The 21434-nt window shown below is 71.4% G+C and carries 14 protein-coding genes, 1 tRNA gene and 3 pseudogenes; 9 read left to right on the top strand and 9 right to left on the bottom strand.

Annotated elements, in window-relative coordinates; all coding sequences use genetic code 11:
- From ACLZN2_RS42580 to ACLZN2_RS42550, 7 genes and pseudogenes are all read left to right on the top strand, one after another.
- Positions 1-104: pseudogene (locus tag ACLZN2_RS42580) on the top strand (LysR family transcriptional regulator); the annotation flags it as partial.
- Between the two features lie 36 nt (positions 105-140).
- A pseudogene (locus ACLZN2_RS42575) lies at positions 141-678 on the top strand (helix-turn-helix domain-containing protein).
- A pseudogene (locus ACLZN2_RS42570) lies at positions 675-1119 on the top strand (GNAT family N-acetyltransferase). The pseudogenes ACLZN2_RS42575 and ACLZN2_RS42570 overlap by 4 nt, the downstream one beginning before the upstream one ends.
- Before the next feature lie 30 nt (positions 1120-1149).
- Positions 1150-1506 carry an MmcQ/YjbR family DNA-binding protein gene (locus ACLZN2_RS42565; RefSeq protein WP_416985148.1) on the top strand — a complete coding sequence of 119 codons (357 nt, stop codon included), beginning with the start codon at positions 1150-1152 and terminating at the stop codon, positions 1504-1506.
- A gap of 97 nt (positions 1507-1603) precedes the next feature.
- Positions 1604-1677 (top strand) — tRNA-Pro (locus ACLZN2_RS42560).
- A gap of 148 nt (positions 1678-1825) precedes the next feature.
- Positions 1826-2401 carry a hypothetical protein gene (locus ACLZN2_RS42555; protein WP_416985147.1) on the top strand — a complete coding sequence of 192 codons (576 nt, stop codon included), beginning with the start codon at positions 1826-1828 and terminating at the stop codon, positions 2399-2401.
- Positions 2402-2455: 54 nt separating this feature from the next.
- Positions 2456-3109 carry a sigma-70 family RNA polymerase sigma factor gene (locus tag ACLZN2_RS42550; protein WP_416985146.1) on the top strand — a complete coding sequence of 218 codons (654 nt, stop codon included), beginning with the start codon at positions 2456-2458 and terminating at the stop codon, positions 3107-3109.
- A 72-nt stretch (positions 3110-3181) separates the two neighbouring features.
- On the opposite strand, the gene ACLZN2_RS42545 is transcribed toward ACLZN2_RS42550, so the two are convergent.
- From ACLZN2_RS42545 to ACLZN2_RS42535, 3 genes are all read right to left on the bottom strand, one after another.
- On the bottom strand, positions 3182-3973 hold the full coding sequence (locus tag ACLZN2_RS42545; RefSeq protein ID WP_416985145.1) for a leucyl/phenylalanyl-tRNA--protein transferase: 792 nt from the start codon (positions 3971-3973) through the stop codon (positions 3182-3184).
- Positions 3967-7242, bottom strand: coding sequence for an amino acid adenylation domain-containing protein (locus ACLZN2_RS42540; RefSeq protein ID WP_416985144.1), 3276 nt, complete (start codon positions 7240-7242; stop codon positions 3967-3969). The genes ACLZN2_RS42545 and ACLZN2_RS42540 overlap by 7 nt, the downstream gene beginning before the upstream one ends.
- 67 nt (positions 7243-7309) lie before the next feature.
- Positions 7310-10510 (bottom strand): putative bifunctional diguanylate cyclase/phosphodiesterase, encoded by a 3201-nt coding sequence (locus ACLZN2_RS42535; RefSeq protein WP_416985143.1) that lies wholly within the window; start codon positions 10508-10510, stop codon positions 7310-7312.
- Positions 10511-10757: 247 nt separating this feature from the next.
- On the opposite strand from ACLZN2_RS42535, the gene ACLZN2_RS42530 reads away from it, so the two are divergent.
- Positions 10758-11948 carry an MFS transporter gene (locus ACLZN2_RS42530; RefSeq protein ID WP_416985142.1) on the top strand — a complete coding sequence of 397 codons (1191 nt, stop codon included), beginning with the start codon at positions 10758-10760 and terminating at the stop codon, positions 11946-11948.
- A 21-nt stretch (positions 11949-11969) separates the two neighbouring features.
- On the opposite strand, the gene ACLZN2_RS42525 is transcribed toward ACLZN2_RS42530, so the two are convergent.
- A complete protein-coding gene (locus ACLZN2_RS42525; protein WP_416985141.1) occupies positions 11970-12704 on the bottom strand; it encodes a TetR/AcrR family transcriptional regulator in 735 nt (244 codons plus the stop codon).
- A 170-nt stretch (positions 12705-12874) separates the two neighbouring features.
- On the bottom strand, positions 12875-13969 hold the full coding sequence (locus tag ACLZN2_RS42520) for a cytochrome D1 domain-containing protein (protein WP_416985140.1): 1095 nt from the start codon (positions 13967-13969) through the stop codon (positions 12875-12877).
- Positions 13970-14414: 445 nt separating this feature from the next.
- On the opposite strand from ACLZN2_RS42520, the gene ACLZN2_RS42515 reads away from it, so the two are divergent.
- Positions 14415-16136 (top strand): fibronectin type III domain-containing protein, encoded by a 1722-nt coding sequence (locus ACLZN2_RS42515; RefSeq protein WP_416985139.1) that lies wholly within the window; start codon positions 14415-14417, stop codon positions 16134-16136.
- Between the two features lie 65 nt (positions 16137-16201).
- Here the strand turns inward: ACLZN2_RS42515 and ACLZN2_RS42510 are convergent, their stop codons facing one another.
- From ACLZN2_RS42510 to ACLZN2_RS42495, 4 genes are read right to left on the bottom strand one after another with little or no spacing between them, the layout of a single operon-like run.
- Positions 16202-17341: an endo-1,3-alpha-glucanase family glycosylhydrolase gene (locus ACLZN2_RS42510; RefSeq protein ID WP_416985138.1), complete on the bottom strand. Its 1140-nt coding sequence runs from the start codon at positions 17339-17341 to the stop codon at positions 16202-16204.
- Positions 17338-18423: a hypothetical protein gene (locus ACLZN2_RS42505; RefSeq protein ID WP_416985137.1), complete on the bottom strand. Its 1086-nt coding sequence runs from the start codon at positions 18421-18423 to the stop codon at positions 17338-17340. Before ACLZN2_RS42505 ends, ACLZN2_RS42510 begins: the two co-directional genes overlap by 4 nt.
- Entirely contained in the window at positions 18420-19778 is a 1359-nt protein-coding gene (locus ACLZN2_RS42500; RefSeq protein ID WP_416985136.1) for an alkaline phosphatase family protein, read from the bottom strand. Before ACLZN2_RS42500 ends, ACLZN2_RS42505 begins: the two co-directional genes overlap by 4 nt.
- Entirely contained in the window at positions 19775-21418 is a 1644-nt protein-coding gene (locus ACLZN2_RS42495; RefSeq protein ID WP_416985135.1) for an ArnT family glycosyltransferase, read from the bottom strand. The genes ACLZN2_RS42500 and ACLZN2_RS42495 overlap by 4 nt, the downstream gene beginning before the upstream one ends.
- Between the last annotated feature and the right edge of the window lie 16 nt (positions 21419-21434).

Raw genomic sequence — 21434 nt, 5'->3', positions numbered from 1 at the left:
CCGCCCCGACCCGCCGGGTCTTCGCCGCCGTACGACGCGGCGCGGAGGAGCACCCGCTGATCCGGCCGGTGCTGGACGCGCTGCGCGAGGCGGCGCGGGTGTGAGCCGAAGAGGCGGCCACGGACGCCGTCGATGCCCGGCTGGGCGCCCGCCTGGCCGCACTGCGCGCCGAACGCGGCTGGTCCCTGGGGGACGTGGCGGAACGCAGCGGGGTGAGCCGTTCGACGCTGTCCCGCGCCGAACGGGCCGAGATCAGCCCGACGGCCTCGATGCTCAACCGCCTGTGCGCGGGGTGTACGGGCGGACGATGTCCCAGCTGCTCAGCGAGGTCGAGACGGAGCCCGCGCTGCTCATGCGGGCCGCCGACCAGCAGGCCTGGCAGGACCGCGGCGCCGGCTTCGCACGCCGGTCCGTGTCCCCGCCGCACCGCGGACTGCGCGGCGAACTCGTCGAGGGACGGCTCGCGCCGGGCGCCGACATCGCCTAAGACCGCCCGCCCGTGCCCGGCCTCGAACAGCACATCTGGGTCCTGGAAGGAGCCCTGGCCTGACCGACCGGGACGACGAGCACCACCTCGACACGGGCGACTGCCTGCGCCTGCGCGTGTGGGGGCCGACCCGGTTCCGCTGCGTCGGCGACACCGAGGTGCGCTATGTGCTGGCGGTGGTGCTGTCGTGACGGCGACCGTGCGGCGCCTGGCCGGGGCCGATCTCGTCCTCGCGGCCGAGGAGCTGGCCGTCCTGCTCGTCGACACCGTGGCCGGCGGCGCCTCGATCGGCTTCCTGACACCGCTGGACACCGCGGAGGCACTTGCCTGGTGGCGGAGCGTGCCGAGGGGGCCGACAACAGCCGCCACCGCGCCGAACCCGTCAAGCTCATGGCCCACCGCGCGGCTCGCGGCAAGGGCCTCGGCCGCGCCTCCTCACGACCGCCGAACAGGCCGCCCGCGCCGCCGGAATCACCCTGCTCCACCTCGGCACCGAGACCGACAGCCCCGCCGAGCACCTCTACGACACCGCCGCCTGGACCAGGGCGGGCGTCATCCCCGACTACGCGGCGGACCCGGCCGGAACCCTGCGCCCCACCACCCTGTACTACAAACACCTCACGAGCGGCTGACTGTCAGTGGCAGCGGCTACGGTGCGGAGCATGCCCGACGCCGAAGACGTACGCCGTATCGCCCTCGCCCTGCCGGACACCACGGAGAAGGTCGCCTGGAACATGCCCACGTTCCGGGTCGCGGGGAAGATGTTCGCCACGCTGCCCGAGGACGAGACGTCCCTCGCCGTGCGCTGCCCCAAGGAGGAGCGCGACGAACTGGTCCTCGCCGAGCCCGCGAAGTTCTGGATCGCCGCCCACGAGGCACAGTTCGCCTGGGTGCGGGCCCGGCTGGCCGCCCTGGAGGACGAGGACGAGCTGCGCGACATCCTCGCCGACTCCTGGCGCCAGGCCGCCCCGCCCCGCCTCCTCGACGCCCATCCTGAGCTGGGCCTGCCCACCGACTGAACGGCGCCGGACAGAAACGCGTGCGCGACCACCGACCCGAGTGCGGTATTGTTTCCATGCGCGTTCGGCCAGGGGAAACCCCAGGTCAGACGGGCAACGGGACGTGGCGCAGCTTGGTAGCGCACTTGACTGGGGGTCAAGGGGTCGCAGGTTCAAATCCTGTCGTCCCGACAGAGCGAAGGGTCTTCGCGGGCGAGAGCCCGCGGGACCCTTTTCGCATGGTGCCCGCACACCGTGAGCCTGTGAGCAGGCCGAGGGAGCTGTGGAATTCACCCAACCCCCGTCGGTGTCCGTGATCGCGCTGCCAGGATGAGGCCCCATGATCCCGGGGCGCTGGTCGCGCATGCTGCGGGCCGTGGTGTTCGCGGCCGTTTGCGTGCTGCTCGCCACCCTGGGGCACGTGATGATGGCCGGGGGCGTCCTGTCCTGGTGGGCGCCGGGCGTTGGGCTCGCCGTCACGGGCGGTGCGGGCTGGTGTCTGGCCGGGCGGGAGCGGGGTGTGCCGCTGGTGACGGCCGTGGCGCTCGTCGCGCAGGCCGGGTTGCACACCGCCTTCTCCCTCGTGCCGCCGGCCGGTTCCGGCGCCATGAGCGGTATGGACCACATGGGGTCCGGTCCTGACTCCGGTCCTGACTCGGGCATGGTCGCCGCCCATCTGCTCGCCGCCCTGCTGTGCGGGCTCTGGCTGGCCTACGGGGAGCGGGCCGGGTTCCGGGTGCTGCGGGCCGTGGCGGGGTGGCTGACGGCTCCGCTGCTGTGGCCGGGCGAGCGGCCCCTCCTGCCCCGCCCTTCCCCCGCCGGGGTGCGCGGGCGTTCGGAGCGCGTACCACGGCCTTTTCTTCTCGCCGACGCGATCACTTCCCGGGGGCCGCCCGCACGGACCGCCGTCGCCTGACGACGGCCGGAAGCGTACGGCACTTCCCCCTCCACCCGAGAAGGACCCACGGCGATGCCCCCTGCTCCGACGACGACCCCGCGTGACAAGAAGACGGACAAACACGAGAGCCCCCGGAACCACACCAAGAGCCCCAAGCACAGCACCCGCCGCCGTGCCCACAAGGACACCCCCGCCGACGAGACCACCACCGCCCTCGCCCTGGCCGCCCGGCACGGGGACGCCGGGGCCGTGGAGCAGCTGGTGCGGGCCCTGCACCGGGACGTGCTGCGGTACGTCGCCCATCTGTGCGCCGACCCGCAGGCGGTGGACGACCTGGCGCAGGACACCTTTCTGCGGGCACTGGGCAGCCTGCACCGGTTCGAGGGGCGCTGCTCGGCCCGGGCGTGGCTGCTGTCGATCGCCCGCCGGGCCGTGATGGACAGCTATCGGTACGCCGCGACCCGCCCGCGCCTCGCGGATGTTCCGGACTGGCGGCCGGCCGTCGAGCTCGCCCAGCCGCGCGGGCTGCCCGGCTTCGACGACGGGGTCGTTCTGCGCGAGCTGCTGGAGGCGTTGCCCGCCGACCGGCGGGAGGCGTTCGTGCTGACGCAGCTGCTGGGGCTGCCGTACGAGGAGGCGGCCCGGGTGAGCGACTGTCCAGTGGGGACGGTCCGCTCCCGGGTGGCCCGCGCCCGCGCCGCCCTCGCCGAGCAGCTCACGCGGTGACCGGTCACCGGGCCCGGCGCAGCTGCCGCAGCTCTTTCCGGGGCCCGACGGCGACCGGGGAGCCGGCCGCCGTCAGCGTGATCCCGCCGGCTGGGCGAGGCGGCGGGCGGGCAAGGCGGCGGTGGGCATCGGGGGACTGTCGTACGCGGCGCGACGCAGTTGTCGCAGGTACTGCTCCCGAGGTATCAGGACAGCGCCCAGGCTTCGGACGTGCGGGCTGTCGCGCTGAGCGTCGAGCAGCACACCGCCCGCCTGTGCGAAGCGCGCCGCGAGGTCGATCACCGCCACCGTCGAGGCGCCGGGACGGTGGAAGAACATCGAGTCCATGCTGAAGACCGGTCCGAGCCGGAGGCCGAACACACCGCCGACCAGATCGCCGTCCTCCCACACCTCGACGCTGTGCGCATGACCCAGACCGTGCAGGCGGATCAGGCAGGCGATCAGCTCCTCCGTGAGCCACAGGGGGGTGCGGCCGGCGCCGCACGCACGCACGACCTGCTCGAACCGCCGGTCCACACTGGTCGACCACCGCAGCCGGTTGCGCAGCCGCCTGGCGAGGTTCCGGCTGAGATGCGTGGACGAGACGGGCAGCACCGGCCTGGGATCGGGCGACCACCAGGAGACGGCGTAGGGGTCGGTGGATTCCTCCCCCACGAGCCGGATGCGGCCGTCCCGGACCTGATCGGCGAAGAGCACCTCGTTGAGGGCGCGGGTGTACTCGTCGGATGCCGGGAACGGATAGACCCCGGCGCGGTACGCCGCCAGGAGGCCGGCGGGGCTGAGGTCGGAGCAGAAGGCCACCGGACCGTCGGGCGCCGCCGCCGGCACGTCCAGCGCCTCCCAGTCGGGGCATCGGTTCACCATCGTGCCGTCCCGTGGTCCTGGCCCTTCAACGGCCGGACGTATTCGGCACGTTGGAGGAAGTCGAGGTAACGGTCCAACATGTCCGCGTCCACCGGCGGAACATCGATCCCGGCCTCCTTCAGTGCCCGTTCGGCATTGCCTCGGGCGAACTCCGGGAAAACGCCCTGGAAGTACATCTCGCTCACGGTGATGTCGTCGTGGCTGCACCGGTCGACGAAGAGCGGGACGAACGGCGTGATCGGGTCGGTGGGGTGCCCGGCCGCGTACTTCACCAGAGCCGCGATCCACTCGGCATAGGGGATCTCCTGGACCGGGGATCCCCGCAGGCGCAGCCGCTCGGCGAGCGAGTGCAGCAACGTGGTGTGCGGGTTGGTGAGGTGGTAGACCTCGCCCTGAGCGGCACGACGGGTGGAGATGTGGCCGACGGCGCGGGCGAGGTGGTCGGCCGGCAGGAAGTCCAGCGGCAGTGGGACGTCGGGGCACAGCCCGGTCCGCGCGATGAAGCTGAAGAGGGCGGCCAGCTCGCTGCTGGTGTTCATCACGCCGGTTCCGCTTCTGCCTGTGATGTCCATCAGGCGGTACACGGCGATCGGCAGACCCGCGTCGGACGCCTTCCGCAGAAGCGCCTCGCCGACCCACTTGCTCTCCACGTATCCGACCGACAGGTACTCCGGGAAGCGCAGCGGTGTGCTCTCCGTCGCCCTGGGCACTCCGGCCGGCCCGAAGCCGGCGAGCACCGCCATGCTGGAGGTGAAGTGGACGGGGACGGCCCTGGGCGCGGCGAGGCGGATGATCTCGTAGGTGCCGTCGACGTTGGCCGGGCGCAGGTCGTCGTACGGATAGATGAAGTTGACCTGGCCGCCGAAGTGGTAGACGGCGTCGATGGTCGATGCCAGCTCCTCGAACCGGCTGGGGGACAGCCCCAGTCCGGGTTTGGCCAGGTCGCCGACGACCGGTTGGACGCGGTCGCTGAGCAGCGGGCCGAGGACGTACCGCTTGTGGCTCATGCGGATCCTCTCCCTGCCGTCCTCCTCGTCGGAGGCCCTGACCAGGCAGAGGATGCGTCCCGTCGTCCTGCACAGCAGCTCGTCGATCATGTAGGCGCCGCAGAACCCCGTCGCTCCGGTGAGGAGAACGTCGCCGGGGCGACAGAGGTCCGGAGCCGGTGCGAAACGGCCCACCGCCGGGACGGGCCGGTCGGTCTCGGCGGCGAAGTCGACGCTTTCGCCGCCTGGGCGGGTCAGTGTGCCGGCACGTGCCTGGCGCACGGACTCGGCGAACGCGGCGAGCGTCGGACGCAGCAGCAGTGAACGGGTCAGGTCACGGATCTGTGTGATGCCGATGCCGAAGATGACGCGGGTCCGGGCGAGCATCTCCATGGCCAGCAGCGAGTTGCCGCCCAGCTCGAAGAAGTCGTCGTGCGGGCGGACGTGGTCCACGCCCAGGATCTGGCCCCACAGCTGGGCCATCCCCTGGGGCACCGGGCGGTCGTCGGCGCCCGCGGTCGTCGTCACGGTCGCGGGTTCCGGCACGGCTCGGCGGTCGAGCTTGCCGCCCGGCGTGAGGGGCAGCCGCTCCACCGCGTGGAAGGCCGCCGGGATCATGTAGCCCGGCAGGATGCCGGTGAGGTCCGACCGCAGCCGTGCGCGCAGCGCCCCCTCGCCGTCGACCGGAGGGGAGGCCGGTGTGTAGTACGCGATGAGGTCCCGGTCGCCCTTGTCGCGCGCCCGGGCCACCACCATCGCCTGAGCGATCTCCGGGTGGGAGGCGAGCGCGGCCTCGATCTCGGCCGGGTCGACCCGGAACCCGCGAATCTTCATCTGGTCGTCGACCCGGCCCAGGACTTCGAGGTTGCCGTCCGGGCGCAGGCGTCCCAGATCCCCGGTGCGATACATCCGGCGCCCCGGGGCGGAACCGTGCGGGTCCGGCAGGAACTGCCGTGCCGTCAGGGCCGGCCGCCGCCAGACGCCGCGCGCCAGTCCCGGACCGCCGATGTAGATCTCGCCGCGTTCCCCCGGTGCCACCGGGCGCAGTTCCGTGTCGAGCACGTGGACGTGGTTTCCCTCCAGGGGCCTGCCGACCGGGGCGATGCCCGTGTCCGGCGCGGCGAGCGCGTCCTCGTCCAGGTCGCAGAGCGTGGAGGTGATGGCGGTCTCGGTGAGTCCGTAGGCGTTGACGAGCCGCGCGCCGGGGATCCGGCGCAGAACGGCGCGGCAGTCCTTCGCGGTGACGATCTCGCCGCCGACGATGGCGAGTCTGAGCGACGCGAGGCTGACGCCGCCGTCCGTGACGACGACCATCCGCCGCCAGTAGGCCGGGGTGAGGTCGGCGACGGTGATCCCCTGCTCCGGGAGGCGGTGCAGCAGGTCGGTGGGCGCCCAGGTCCGGCTTCCCGAGAGGATGAGCGTCGCTCCGCTGATCAGCGTGGCGAAGATCTGCTCCAGTGAGGTGTCGAAGCCGAGCGCCGCGGCGTGCAGCACCCGGTCGTCGGGCGTCAGGCCGTACGCCCGGGCCACCGCGGTCAGGGAGTGGGCCAGTGACCGATGGGTGATCATCACGCCCTTGGGAGGTCCGGTGGATCCGGAGGTGTAGATCACGTAGGCCAGGTCGTCCGGCCGTGGGCCGGGTGCCGCAGGCGGCCCCGCCGACGGGGCCTGCGTGGCCGGTTCCCCGGCGTGGACGATCCGCGCCGGGCACCCCTCGAACATCGGGGCGTGCTCGTGGCTCGAGACGATGAGCCGTGAACCGGTCTTTCCGACCAGAGCGACCGCGCGTTGCCGCGGGGTCGCCGGGTCGAGGGGGAGGAACGCGCCGCCGGAGCTCAGCACCGCCAGCAGCGCGACGACCAGTTCGGGCACCCGGTCGAGGCACACGGTGACGACGGACTCCGCGGCGACGCCCGACCCGCGCAGTTCATGGGCGAGCCGGTCGGCGTGAGCGGTCAGCTCGGCGTAGCTGAGCCGGCCCTCGTCGGAGAGGACCGCGGGAGCGGACGGCGCACGCCGTGCCGCCTCCCGGACCAGTTCGGGCACCGTGCTCGGCCCGGATCCCCGGAGCCGCGGCTCGGCGCGGGCGCTCGCGGGCCGCATGTCGGTCCACAGGCGGTCGACCAGGTCGTCGCACCACTCGGACGGCGCCGGCCCGCCCACCCGACGCCATCCGGCCGGAATCCGGCGAGCGGCGGGCCAGATCGCGTACTGCTCCTCGTCGTTGAGTACTACGACGTGCAGCGCGGCCGACTCTTCCGGAGAATGATCACGTACCGTCACCTTGGGTCTCCTGCCTCGGGGCATCCGGAGCGCGACCTGCGTCTGTCGCGGGTGAGGGCGCCTGCCCTCACCGCTTCCTTTCGGCGGGTGCCACAGGAGATCCGGTCAGGCGGCCCAGCGGCGGCGCGAGGACGAGTTGTTGCGCCTCCTCGGCACTGACCGGTTCGGCGAAGAGGTACCCCTGGCCGAACCGGCAGCCTATGGAGATCAGCAACTCCTGCTGCCGCACGTTCTCCACTCCTTCGGCGATCACCTTGAGGCCGAGGGTGTCAGCGAGATGTGTGATGCCCTCCACCAGGGCGTACTGCTCGGGCGAGCGCCCGAGTTCGTCGATGAACGACTTGTCGATCTTGAGTATCGAGATCGGGAACTCGCGCAGATAGCTCAGTGACGAGTAGCCCGTTCCGAAGTCGTCGATCGCGATGCGGATCCCGAGGTCGGTGAGCGCACTCATCTCGGCCAGGATACGTTCGTCGTTGTACATCAGCACGCTCTCGGTCAGTTCCAGTACCAGGGAGGACGGTTCGACGCCGGAGAGATCCAGGGCGGTCCGGATCACCTGGTAGAACTCGTCGTCCCGGAACTGACGCGGCGACACGTTCACGCTGACGTACGGTGCGCTGCGGCCGTCCGCGGCGTCGCGTCGTACGGAACCCTCCCACCGGACGGCCTCGGTCGCGGCGCGATCGAGCACCCAGGCGCCGAGCGGGACGATCTGCCCGCTCTCCTCGGCCAGCGTGATGAACTGCTCCGGCAACACCATGCCGCGCGTGGAGTGGGGCCAGCGGACGAGCGCCTCGAAGCCGGCGATCTGACCTCCGGTCAGCTCCACGATGGGCTGGTAGAGCACCATGAACGAGTTCTCGATCGACGAAGTGTCCAGGCCCTCTTGCAACTTGGCACGCTCGGCCATACCGCTCTGCAGCTCGGGGCGGTAACGGCGCCACTGACGTTTGCCCGCCGTCTTCGCCGCATACAACGCCAGATCGGCGTGCGTCAGCAGTTCGACCGAGTCGATGCTGTCGTCCGTCGTCGCGACACCGACGCTGGCGTACATGCTCACCGGCCCCACGCTGAGCCGGAACGGCTCTGCGAACGCGGTCATCACGTGTTCGGTGAACCGTTCCACGCCCTCCGGTGTGAGGGAACCCTCCACCAGGAGTGCGAACTCGTCACCCCCGATGCGCGCGGCGGTGTCGGAGGCACGGACGGTGGTCTGCAGCCGGAGCGAGAGCGCCACCAGGAGTTCGTCGCCCACGCTGTGGCCGTGTATGTCGTTGACGACCTTGAAGTCGTCCACGTCGAGGAAGAGTACGCCGACCACCGTTCCGTCGCGCTGGGCCTGCACCAGGGCGTGGTTGACCCGCTCCTGGAAGAGCAGGCGGTTGGCCAGGCCGGTGAGGGAGTCATGGAACGCCTGGTGGGTGAGTTCGCGCTCGAGCTTGCGCTGTTCGGTCACGTCCTGCAGCGTGATCACCACCCCGCCCACGGTCGCCTCCTCGCGCAGGTCGCTCCACCTCACCTCGACCTCGATGGACGCCCGGTCGGTGCGGACCATCCGCCAGTGCTCGCGCCTGCTCTGGTTCTCGCCGCTCTGTATCCGGTGCAGCGTCTCGACCACCGTGCGGCTGTCCTGCGGCGGCACCAGATCGATGAGCTGGGTGCCCTCCAGGCTCGGAGCGCCGAGCACCTGGTCGGCGGAGGGGCTGGCGTAACGGACCCGGTTGTCGTCGTCGAGGATCAGGATGACGTCGGAGGCGTTCTGTACCAGCGTGCGGAAGTACGCCTCGCTGTTGCGCTGGTTGACCTCCTGGGCGAGGGCCAGGCGTGCCACGGCGAGTGCCGTCTGCGCGGCGAGAGTCGCCAGCGTTTCGCGCAGCACGAGCAGGCGCTGCTCGTCACCGGCCACGATCAGCGCCCCGATCAGCGGTTCGCCCGAGGGGTGGTCCTGCGAGACGAGCGGGCAGACGAACGCGTGACCGCCGCGGATCTCCTCCTCGTCCGGGGCCTTGAGGCGGGCGGCAAGACCGGGTCCCACACCGTCGAGGGCCACCAGGCGGTTCTCGCCGGACGCGATCAGTTCACGTACGGCCGCGGTCACCCGCACGGACAGGGGCCCGTGTACGCCGTCCTGCGCCCCGTCCACCCAGAGCGTGTTGTCCGGCAGGGTGAGCAGCGCGGAACGTGGCGGGCCGTTCGGCATCAGCTCCGTCACCGCGGAGTGCACCGCGGCGGCCGCATCCCGTACGTCGCCCGCCCCGCTCAGCGCGGACACCGCGTTGCGCAGCACCTTCTCCCGGCCCACCGCCTGCCGGTGGGTCGCCGCCACACCCGCCAGGCGGTAGAGCACGAGCATGAAGAGCACCGCGGAGAAGACTCCGATGACACCGACGTTGGAACTCACGCCGCGCACCGCTTCCACCAGCAGGATGACGGGCGCGATCAGCGACGCCAGGGTGAGCAGGCTCAACCGGCCCATGCCGGTCTCGGCGCGCCATGGCCCCGGCTGGGTCAGCGACCGCATGGACGGATGGAGCGCGGCGGCCGCCCAGGCGCCGTAGAGGACGGCCCAGCCGAGATCGACCGCGGTACCCGTGCGCCACGTCCCGTGCAGCTGGATCAGGCCGTATGCCACGTCGGCGCCGAGCAGGCCGATCGTGCCCGCGGTGAGCAGCATGAGCGAGATGCTCTTGCCGCCACGGCCGGCCAGCAGGCGCAGCAGCATCGCCAGAACCAGGATGTCGCCGAGCGGATAGGCGATGGAGAACGCCTTCTGCACCCAGGTGAGCCCGGGGACGTGGGCGAACGGCCCGATGAGGAAGAGCCACGACAGCAGCGCCAGGCCGACTGCCAGCGTCAGCGCGTCGACGAGGCTCGCGCGGTCGCGCAGGCCTGTGCGCCAGCGGACGAAACCCAGCAGTCCGGCCGCATAGAGCGGATATGCGGCGAGATAGAAGCCGTCGGCGATCGACGGAAACGGATTCTGTTCGTGGAGCCACTGGGTGAGGATGATCTGAGTGGCCTGACCCGCGACGAAGGCGAAGTTTCCCATGGCGAGCATCAGCCAGGGGAGCGGATGCGCCGGGCGGTTGAGAATGACGCCGAGGACGATGCCGATGACGCCGGTGATTCCAATGGCGACGAAGGTGAGACGCTGACCCGGGAATGCGTAATAGAACGCCGTCAGCACGACGATGCATGCGCTGACGGCGGCCATCACGGCCTGGCTTCGCAGTCGCGGGTTCTCCCCGACTTGCCTTATGTTCACCCCAACTCGCCTCCTGGAAAGGATACTTGTCAGGCGAACCGAGCTGGGCGAAAACTGTCGGGCAAGGATGGGTAAGCCCAGGCTCCATCTCGCCGAGACATCGACGTGTCCTCCATCCAGGTTACCCGGCTCGCTATTTCCCGCATGCGCACGGAGAGAATGCGCACGGAGAGATCCACCTCGCGGGATTCCGTGCCAGGCGTGAAAATAGCCTGCAAGGAGTACTCCTGACGGAGCGCGGAGATCCATGCTCTCCGATTACCGCCGGATTTTTGCCCCCGCGGGCAGCCTGCTCTTCTCCGCCGCGGGCTTCGTCTCACGGCTGCCGCAGTCGATGATCGGCGTCGGCATCGTCACCATGCTGTCGCAACTCGGCGGTCAGTACCGGCTCGCCGGCTCGGTCTCCGCCACGCAGGCACTCGCCGCCGCGGCGATCGGACCGCAGATCTCCCGGATGGTCGACCGTCATGGCCAGCGCCGGGTCGTCCTGCCGGCGACGGCCGTGACGGTCGCCGCCATCGGCGCGCTGTGGCTCTGTGCCCGGTACGCCGCCCCGGACTGGACCCTCTACGTCGCGGCGGCGGCAGTGGGCTGCATGCCCAGCACGGGCGCGCTGGTCAGGTCCCGCTGGGCGGAGATCCACCGGGAGTCACCGCCGCTGCTGCACACCGCGTACTCACTGGAGTCGGTGCTCGACGAGGTGGTCTACGTCGTCGGCCCGATCCTGGCGATCACGCTGTCGACCAGGGGAAGCGCCGGGGCCGGACCGCTCGCGGCCGCTCTTCTGCTCGCCGTCGGCGTCCTGCTGCTCGCCGCCCAGCGACGCACGGAACCGCCGGTGCGCCGTGCGCCGGAACACGTCGGCGGCTCCGCGCTGCGGCTCCCGGGACTCGGCCTGCTGGTACTGGTGCTGACGTCGGTGGGCGCGACGTACGGTTCCGTGGAGGTCGCGACCGTGGCGTTCGCCGGAGCGGACGACCACAAGGCGCTCTCCGGCCCGCTGCTGGGCGTGTACGCGCTCGGCTCGGGCCTGGCGGGCGCGGTCTTCGGCGCGGTCCGGCCGCGGGGGACCGTCACGCGTCGGCTGCTGGTCAGCGTCTGCGCGATGGCGGTGACCGTGACACCGCTGCTGTTCGCGCCGAGTCTCGCGGTGCTGGCGGGGATGCTCTTCGTGGCGGGCATGTCCGTCGCGCCGATCCTGATCACCGCGATGGGGCTGGTGGGTCACCTGGCGCCGGCCGCCCGGCTCACCGAGAGCATCACCTGGGTCGTCTCGGGCCTCTCCGTCGGAGTTTCGCTGGGCTATGCCACGGCCGGATGGGTGGTCGACGCGGCAGGAGCCTCGGCAGGCTACCGAGTGCCGTGCGCGGCGGCCCTGCTCGCCGCCTTGACGGTCTCCCTCGCACGGCCACGGCTGATCCGGGCCGGAGCGTGGTGAGTTCACCTTTGTGACGGGGACTCATACGCGCCGCGGTCCGCCGACGTGACGGTCGAGCAGGGCGTCCAACCCGGCGGTCAGGCCCTCGAGCCCGCCCCCCTCGGCGAGGGCCGCGGCGGCCCGGCGGAGCCTGGGCAGTTCCTGGGCGGGCATGCGGTGCACGCCGAGGCGGAACGCGGGGTCGGATTCCTCGGGGTTGTCCACCATAGGCTGCAGTTCCACGGACACATAGCCCAGCAACCAGGCGGTGAAGGCACGGAAGGCGGTCGCGGCGGTGGCCTCGTCGACTCCGGCCTCCGCCAGCAGAGCGAGCACACGCTCGTGGTTCCTGAGGACGGAGGCGGGGCGCCGCGCCAGCGGAACGGCCAGCATGCGCGTGGTGAGAAGAGGGACCGCTCGGGGATGGACGAGGCAGACGTCGAACGTCGTGCGCGCGATGCGGTGGAGGCCCGTGCGCCACGCGGGGGCCTCAGTGGCGGCGGGTGCTCCGGGTTCGGCGGTCAGCCGTTCCTCCAGCTCGAGGTACAGGGCTTCCACCAGACCGTCCAGCAGGGCGTCCTTGCTCGCCGCGTAGCGGTACAGCGCCATCGCCTCCACGCCCAGCTCGGCACCCACCCGGCGCATGCTGAGCGCCGAGAGCCCCTCGCGGTCGACCAGCTCGAGGGCTGCCGCGAGGACGCGCTCCCGGCTCAGACGCCCGTAGCGGCCACGGTCGCCGGCGCGTCGGGCCGGGCCGGATTCCTGTTCCTTGGCCATCCTTCGCCTCGCCTCCAGGCGTCGGGATCGCGTGCCGATCCGACAGCGGCTGTGTACGACCATCGTACAGCGTATCTATACGGCGTAAACATCTGCCGCTGATCGGTCGTCACTCGTCTCAGCCCGCCCGAGGAGCCGAGCGGTCACGGGCGCCTGGACACGACGACGCGTTAGGAAGCCGGGTTCTGAGGAGTGTCAGGTGCGATGTTGAGCGGGCTCCGCCCCACGCGCACGGATCGCATCACCCGGTCGGTTTCGGCGTTGACCAGGGTCATCCACGGTCGGTCGTGCCCGCCGGCCACGTAGAGGCGAGTCCCGTCCGTACTGATGGCCATGCCTTCGGCCCCGTGCGGGACATGGAAGGCGTGGCTCACGACCAGCTGGTCCGTGTCGATCACCGAGATGTCACCGGTGAGGAAGCCGCCGCTGACATAGACCCGCGACGAGTCGGGCGTGACCACCAGGCTCTCCGCCCCGCGAGGGATCTGCACGGTCTCCACGACGTCGTTCGTGTGGGTGTCGATGACCGTGACGGCGTCCACACCGTTTCCGCCGCTCACATAGGCGCGGTGGCCGTCGGGGGAGATGGCGACGGCGTACGCGGCGATGTCCCTCTCGAAACGGACGGTGTCGACGACGCGCCCGCGCCTGATGTCGATCACGGAGACGGAGTCGGACTTGAGATTGGCGACGTAGGCGCGGCGGCCGTCGGGGGTGATGGCCACGTCCCTGGGCCAGTCACCCACGTGCAGTGTCCTGATGACCTTGTAGCGCCGGGTGTCGATGACCGAGACGGTGTCCGAGCCGGCGTTCGCGACGAGCGCCCGGGATCCGTCGCCCGTGACGGCGACGCCCATCGGGCGCTGTCCGGCGCGGATCGTCCCGACGACACGGCGGCGCGCGGTGTCGACCACGGACACCCGGTTCGACCGGCCTCCGCCGGTCACGTAAGCCCGCCCGGAGCGCCGGGACAGGGCGATGTCCTCTGCTCCGTTCGGCACGGGGACCGTGCCGGTGACGGCCGTGGCGTCGAGCCGCACCACGGAGAGGTTCCGCGAGGCCGCGTTGGCCGTGTAGGCGTACGCCGGCCGCGGCCGGGCGGCCTCGGCCGACGACGTCGTGGTCACCGAGGACGCGACGGAGAGGGTGACGAGCGCCGCGGCCGCGACCGTCCGTCCCCGCGTCCTGATTCTCCGGCGCCGCCCGGGGGAGAGCACGCTGTGCCACTGATCTCCGAGTGCCAGTGTTCCGTCACGTCCGCGCACTGCGACCTCCGTGGAGAGACCGGTGATCTCCCGCGTCGCTCGGTCGCAGGAGGGGAAAGGGATCGGTCCCATCCTTGTCGAGCCGCTGCCGGCCGGCCCGCCGCGACAGCACGGCCTTCACCCGCTCGTCGGAACGACGCGGGCCGACCGGGTGAAGGCTGCACAGAGCCTTCCGCTCGTGACTCGCGTCAGCCCGTCTCCGGGGAGCGGACGCGCATACGTTGGCCCGGCCGCGCCGTCGCCGCCGCGCGTTCACCAGCCGCCCGGCCGCGACGGAGGTCGAAGGCCCTTCCCTTTTCGTATGTCCATCGCCGGAGGCTCCATGGAGCATGCACGCCCCTGTTCACGTTTTCGGCTCCCGGTGCCGAGAGGCACACGCAGGACCGCGGCGAGATCCGGAGCAAGACATCGCCGTCGCTCGCTCCGGGGTACGCTCGTGGTCGCTGTGGCCACGCTGACGGCGGCCGCCGTGGCCGGCTCCGCCCACGCGGACCTGCCGGGCGCCGATCCTCAGCTGACCCGAGCCCCCTATCTGTCCGATCTCACAACCAGTTCCGTGCGGGTGAACTGGGGAACCAGTACGCGCAGCACGGGAATCGTGCGGTACGGGCCCCTCGGCAACTGCACGGCGAACTCGGTCTCCGCGACCGCGCAGGGCACCACCATCACCGTCAACGGCGTGACCGAGTACCAGAACACGGTCACCGTCGCCGGGCTCTCCGCGAACACCACCTACTGCTACCGGGTGTTCACCGGTGGCACCGATCCCGTGGACCTGCTCGGCTCCAACCCCTCGCCGGCCTTCACCACGCGGCAGGGGCCCACCGGGACCCAGCCGTTCACCTTCGCCGTCATCGGCGACTGGGGCGACACGACCAACGGGGGCGTCAACAACGGCTCCCTGAACGTCAACCAGGCCAACGTGATGGCGGGACTCGGCGCCAGCGGAGCCCGGTTCGCCCTGTCGACGGGCGACGTCGCCTACCCGAGCGGCAATCAGACCAACTACGGCGACCTCGACCAGACCGGCGTCAACATCAGCGCGGTCTTCGGCCCCTCCTACTGGGCCGTTCCCGGCCAGAGCGTCCCGATGTACGCCACCAACGGCAACCACGGCCGCAACAGCACGCTCCTGACGAACTGGCCCGAGACGCGGACGGCGGCCGCTTCCAACGGCGTCTACGCCATGACGAGCTATCCGTCGATCCTCGGCACGAATCCGGCGAGCTATCCGAGCACGTACTACGCGTTCAGCAACGGCGGCGTCCGCTTCTACGTGCTGGACGCCTCCTGGAGCGACAGCAACCTGGGTTCGTCGACGGGAGACAGGTGCCCGGTTCCCAACCGGAGCTGTCAGCAGTACGAGCTCGACCGGCTCGCCCACTGGACCCCGTCCTCGGCGGAGTACCAGTGGCTGCAGCAGGATCTGGCCACCCACTCGGAGCAGGTCAAGATCGCCGCGTTCCACTATCCGTTGCGTTCCGACGACCCGACGGAACCGGACGATGTGTACCTGAAGAACACCCCGGGCAGCACCGATTCCCTCGAGCAACTGCTGCACGACAACGGCGTGGACCTGGTGTTCAACGGCCACGCGCACATCTATCAGCGCAATGTCGCACCGCCCGGAGGCGTCCCCGCCTACGTCACGGGAGGAGGGGGCGGCAAGCTCACCTCCGTGGGCGGCCGTGGCTGTGCGCCCACGGACGCCTACGCCCTCGGCTGGTCCTACAGCTCCACCACCCACGGCAAGGCCTGCGGCGCCGCGCCCCGGCCGACCAGCGACTCCCAGGTGCACCACTTCCTGAAGGTCGCCGTGAACGGGACGACGGTGACCGTCTCACCGACCGACGCGCAGGGCAACGTCTTCGACCAGCAGGTCTACGACTTCGCCGCCGACACCACCGACCCCACCGCTCCCGGTTCCTTCACCGTCACCCGCTCAGGGACCAGCACGATGGTCCTCAGCTGGAGCGGGGCGAGCGACAACCGGGGCGTAGCCGCCTACGACGTGTACCGCGACGGCAGCTATCTCGCCACCGTCCCGGCCGGTCAGCTGACGTACAGCGACAAGCAGGCCACGTGTCCGGGGAGCTACCAGTACGAGGTCAGAGCCCGTGATCTCGCGGGCAACACCGCCGGAGTCACCCGCACCGTCTCCTGCTGACCGTCGCGCTCCGCCCGGGCGGGCGTCCCTGTGCGGGGACGCCCGCCCCTCGCGTTTTGGCGCCGTCACCGCTCGCTCCCCCGGCGGACGGAGTGCCGGCGCCGGACGACGGCGCCGACGACGACGGCGGCGGACACGGCGGCGGCGGGAACCTGCCACTGCCAGGCGGGCACGTCACCGGATCCGGCGGCTTCTTCGTCGCCGGAGTCGGCGGGGGCGTCCGGCGCCGGGGTGGTGCGCAGATCTCGGAGCTCGTCGAGGTAGCGGAATCCATAGTTTCGGGACGGTTCGACGTGGGTGTTCTCGGAGAACTCGTTCCAGCTGATCAACCCGAGGACATCCGGAGAGGACCGCACGGCCGCGCTGTACTCGGCCCTCAGCGTGCGCCCGTCCTCGCGCGGGACGGTGCTGGTGCCGCCGACCGGACGGGCGTCGAATCCGGGAGCGAAGGGCGCCACCCAGTACTTGCCGTCGCCGTGCACGGCCCGTGACAGGTCGCCGAGCTTGTCCTCGTACCCCCGATTGGTGCCGGGGTTCACCGAGGACCAGTAGTACGCCAGGCCGTCGGTGACATCCGCGATGCGCCGGTAACCGGAGACACTCTTCTCCGTGGAGAGCACCAGCAGGTCGTCGCGGACCGCCGACGTCACCCGGGCCACGTCGGCCTCCGAGAACTTCCAGGTGCCGCTCCAGACGGTGAGCGGCTTGCCGCCCAGGCGCAGGAACGCCGGGCTCTGCGCGAACCGGTCACGGAACGTGCGGAAGTCCTCGGCGACCCGGTCGGTGGGCAGGGGCCGGCGGGAGAAGTCCAGGCCCTGGTAGATCATGGCGAGCCGGAAGTTCTCCGCTTCGGCCACCTTGATCAGCTTTTCCAGCCGCCGGTCGTTGACGGGGGAGTCCTTCCAGCTGACGATGAATCCGTCGATCCCCGCGGACTTCGCCCAGACGATCTGCTGTCGCATGACCGTGGTGTCGTCGCTGGAGTACGGGCCCAGGTGCGGAAGATCGGTCTTCGCGCGCTGCCAGGAGCCGGGGTCGAACCACTGGTAGTAGTAGGCGAGCAACGGTACGGGCGACTCCGCGGCGTGCCGTGAACCGCCGCGGGGCTCGGCTGCCGGGCCTGTTGCCGACCCGGCGGCGACAGGCCCGGCGACGGAAAGGGAGCACAGCAGCAGGCAGGCCAGGACCAGCATCAGACGCCTCACCGTGATCCCGCCTTCGCGGCCGTCGGCCGGCGCCGCCTGCGCAGGTGCACCACCAGTGGTACGACGATCACCACCAGCAGGCCGCCGGCGAGGGTGAGGGTGTCGAGGCCGCTGAGGACCTGCACGTCCAGGGCGGTGGACCGGGACAGCTGCAGTTCGTGGGTCGCGCTGCTGCCGCCGGGCGTGTGGATGTTCACCGAGTAGCGCCCGCGGGGCAGATGCCTGAGGACGGCGGAGTGATCGGAGCCGAGGGGGACCCGCAGCTGCGTCCCGTCCGGCCCGGTGACACGCGCCTCGGAGCCCGCGGGGCGGTTGAACACGGTGTCGTGGGCGGTGATGGTCAGGTCGTGGAAGAGGCCGGTGAAGGTGACGACACGGCCGGCGTCCGGACGGAAGCGCTGTCGTCCGGCGTCGACGAGCTGCGCGCGGTCGTAGACCAGACTCTGCAGGGAGTAGGTGACGGGGCTGAGCTCCAGGCCGCTGCCGCGGTGGACAGGTGTGCCGCCGTCGAGCCAGCTGGTGCCGGTCGGGTCCAGCCTCACCTGGTGGCCGTCCGAGCCCTTGACCCGCACGGCCGAGATCCGGTCGGTGTCCAGGGGCCTGCCGTGCTGGTCGGTGAAGCGGGGGGTGACCGGATACCGCACCTGGAACCCGGCGGTGACCGTGTAGTCGCCGCGCAGGGGCAGCCCGTGCACCACGGGACGGAAGGCCTGGTCGGGGTCGCGCTGTCCGGTCCACCGGACGAACCGGTAGCGGCGGTCCGGGGTGTCCACCGCGGTGTCCAGCAGGCGCAGCGTGGGGCGCGCCGGACTCTCGGGGGCGGTGTAGGTGGCTCGCCCGCGGGCGTCGGTGACCAGGGTCCGGTCGCCGAAGCCGATGCGTACGCCGGGTACGGCGGGCACCGTCCGGAAGGTGACGGTGGCGGTCGACGGGGCGCGGTGCTCGACCGGCGCCGCCGTGGCCGCTCGTGTCTGCTGCGTCGCCGGTGCGGCGGTCGCTGCGGGCAGGAGGGCCGGACTTGTCGGCACGGAGAGCAGTACGGCGGTCAGGACCGCGGTGAGGGCTCGGCGCGGGTGGTTCATGACGGCGGCCCCTCGGGTGATGAGGGTGGGCTCTGCGGCGGGCCGGAGCCGCGGCGGGCGGTGAGCACCGCGGCTCCGAGCACCAGGGCGACGAGGGCGGCAGCTCCCCCGTACACCCTGTACACGATGGCCGAGTGGACGGAGCGCGTTCCTTCCGGTGCGGCCGCCTCCACGGGGAGCACCGCGGGTTCCCTCGGTGCCTGGGTGAAGTCGAAGGCGCCGGCGATGCTCCTGGCGTTCGCGTCCCTGGCGGTGAGGGGCTTGAGCCGCCAGTTGTCCTCGATGAAACGCAGGGCGCCGGCGCTGTCGAGGACGGTGTGATCGACATGGCCCACCCGCGCGTACGGGCTGACCAGGACCGCGGGGACGCGCAGGCCCCGGGGGCCGTGCGCGGTGGTGGGCGGCGGCACGTGGTCGTACCAGCCGCCGGAGCCGTCGTAGGACCACAGCAGTGCGGAGCTGTCCCAGTAGCGGCTGAGCATCAGCTGGGTGACGACGCCGCGGATGAGCTTCTGACCCGCGGGGATCGCGTGGGCGGAGCGCTCGGCGGAGCCGGAGCTCGCGATGTACGAGACGGCCGGCAGGGACCCTTTCTCCAGGTCGCGGTAGTACTGGCCCAGGTCGGCGATGTGGCCGCGCAGGGCCGGGTCGTCGACGAACCGGGCGTATCCGAGGAGCGGGGCCCGGACCGGCTGGGTGCTGTCCGGGGAGCGGAAGGTCTCGTCGGGCCGATAGCCCTCGACATAGAACTTCCAGCTGACACCGGCCTGCCCGAGCCGGTCGAAAATGGTCGGCCGGTCGTCGTGGCCGCCCGCCGGGATCGTCTGCCCACCGCCCGGCGGGGAGGAGGCGGCGACCCACTGGTGCCGTTCGGCTCCGACGCCGAAGGGCACCACGGAGAAGAAGCGGTCGAACAGCACGTTCTCCCGGGCGACCGCCCAGCTGAAGGGCAGGTCGCGCTCGTCGTAGTGCCCCATGGCGGGTGCGCCGTCGCGGCCCTGGCGGGTGAAGGCGGAGACGAAACCGTCCATACGGCCGCCGTCGACCTGGGCGGATATGAGCGACCGGGTCGGGTGCAGGGGGGCCGGAACAGTGCCGTGCAGGGGGAAGGGCCTGACGCAGTCGCCGGACCCTCCCTTGACGATCCGCGGCTGGCAGGCTCCGGCCGGGATCCCGTCGGCGCCGGGGAAGGCGCCGAAGTAGTTGTCGAAGCTGCGGCCGCCCTGCATGAGGTAGACGAAGTGCCGCACAGGGGTGGTCGGCCCGGCGGTGTCGTCCGACACCGCCGGGAAGGCGAGCACCGTGACCACGGACAGTGCGGCGGCGAGGGCGGACAGCGGCCTGATGACTCTCATGACGCACGCACCTGGTAGATGACGATGACCGGTGCGGCCGTGCCCTTGCCGGAGCCGGTCTCCACCTTGGTGGTGGAGGTGTAGACGGCGACACCGTGGTACTTCTCGGCGAGTCGGCGGATCTTCTCCGCGTGGAACGGGGACCGGGCGGCGGTGTAGGAGTCCCACACCACGTACTGGAACTCGGCGTTCCGCAGCGCCCGGTCGGGGTTCGGGACGGGCTGGTACGAGGGGTTGCGCTTGAGCGGGTCGACGCTGACCGACAGCCCGGACACCGGATGATGGCCGTAGAACTGCAGGATGTTGGCCATCGACGGGCCGCCGGCCAGCAGTTGTGCGCCACGGGGAGCGTTGTCGCGCACCCACTCGCCGGCCTCCCGGCCGCCGGGTACTCCGCCGGTTCCGGCCAGGAAGGTGCCGCTGACGGAAGGGGTCGTACGCTCGGCGGCCGGGACGGCGAGGGAGGCGATGAGGCCGGCGGACAGCACCAGGGATGCCGTGGCGGGCAGCCACCGGCGGCGCGCGGGCAGGGCGGCGACCGCGGCGAGCGCTCTTCCCGCCAGCACCGCGAGCGCCGGGACGACGGGCAGCAGGTACTGGTACCCCCTGACCGGCCACAGGGTGAAGAACACCAGCGGCACGGCGATCCACCACAGCAGCAGCGGCTCGCGCCATGTGCCGCGCCGCCGCAGCCAGAGCACCCCGGCGAGCGCGACGGCGAGCACGCCCCAGCCGACCGCACCGGGCAGGGTGGTGAAGTAGAACCAGACGCTGTGGTTGGCGCGGCGGAGCAACTGCCACAGCAGATAGTCCTGCGTCGTGCGCTTGCTGCCCGCGAGCCACGCCGCCAGCGGGAACGCGGCCACGACAGCCGTCGCCGAGCCCAGCGCGTACAGCGTGTGACGCCACGGGATGTGGACGCCCCGGGTGAGCATGAAGAACAGCCACAGGCCGAGCAGCAGGACGACGCTGGTCTCCTTGGTGAGGATCGCGGTCCCCAGGACGGCTCCGGCCGCGGAAGTCCAGAGCGCGGCGCCGCTTTGGACGTACCGGGCCACGCAGTACAGCACTCCGGTCGCGCACAGGGTCACCAGACCCTCGAGCAGGACCTGCCGGGTGACGACCACGTGGTACGGCATCACGGCGAGGAGCGCCGCGGCGGCGAGACCGGCGGTCCGCCCGTAGAGCTGCTTGCCGAGGAGATACACCACGGCGACGGTGACCACCCCGATCACCGCTGCGACGGCACGGGCGGCGAAGTCGTGGGTGCCTCCGTGCAGGGCGAGTGAGACGAGCGTCTGGAACATGAGCGGATGGGAGCGGAACGCCGGGAACAGGTCCCGGAGAACCGGGTCTCCGGCGAGCGTGGCGGCGCTTCCGGTGTAGACGGCCTCGTCGCTGTTGAAACCGGTCGCGGACAGCTGCCAGAAGCGCAGGGTCGCGGCGGCGGCCAGGATGGCGGTGAGCGGGGCCGCGGTGCCCAGCAGCCACGCACCATGCCGGCCGGGACGGCGCAGGCGCGGCGGTCGTCCGGGCTCGGGCCCGGGTGCGGGCTGCGCGGCCTCGGGACGGCCGCCGGCGGTGATGCTTCGCGGCCCCCTGCTCAGCAGGGACAGGGAGTCGCTCCCGAGGCGAGCCATCAGGCGAATCATGTGA

It is taken from the genome of Streptomyces sp. T028 (genome assembly GCF_048159505.1).
In the GTDB taxonomy this organism is placed as follows: Bacteria; Actinomycetota; Actinomycetes; order Streptomycetales; family Streptomycetaceae; genus Streptomyces.
This window is presented reverse-complemented; position numbering and strand designations above follow the sequence as displayed.

Excerpts from the sequence above, each read along its gene's own strand:
- ACLZN2_RS42565 (WP_416985148.1), top strand. The coding sequence starts at position 1,150 with ATGCCCGACGCCGAAGACGTACGCCGTATCGCCCTCGCCCTGCCGGAC.
- ACLZN2_RS42555 (WP_416985147.1), top strand. The coding sequence starts at position 1,826 with ATGATCCCGGGGCGCTGGTCGCGCATGCTGCGGGCCGTGGTGTTCGCG.
- ACLZN2_RS42550 (WP_416985146.1), top strand. The coding sequence starts at position 2,456 with ATGCCCCCTGCTCCGACGACGACCCCGCGTGACAAGAAGACGGACAAA.
- ACLZN2_RS42545 (WP_416985145.1), bottom strand. The coding sequence starts at position 3,973 with ATGGTGAACCGATGCCCCGACTGGGAGGCGCTGGACGTGCCGGCGGCG.
- ACLZN2_RS42530 (WP_416985142.1), top strand. The coding sequence starts at position 10,758 with ATGCTCTCCGATTACCGCCGGATTTTTGCCCCCGCGGGCAGCCTGCTC.
- ACLZN2_RS42525 (WP_416985141.1), bottom strand. The coding sequence starts at position 12,704 with ATGGCCAAGGAACAGGAATCCGGCCCGGCCCGACGCGCCGGCGACCGT.
- ACLZN2_RS42505 (WP_416985137.1), bottom strand. The coding sequence starts at position 18,423 with ATGAACCACCCGCGCCGAGCCCTCACCGCGGTCCTGACCGCCGTACTG.
- ACLZN2_RS42500 (WP_416985136.1), bottom strand. The coding sequence starts at position 19,778 with ATGAGAGTCATCAGGCCGCTGTCCGCCCTCGCCGCCGCACTGTCCGTG.
- ACLZN2_RS42495 (WP_416985135.1), bottom strand. The coding sequence starts at position 21,418 with ATGGCTCGCCTCGGGAGCGACTCCCTGTCCCTGCTGAGCAGGGGGCCG.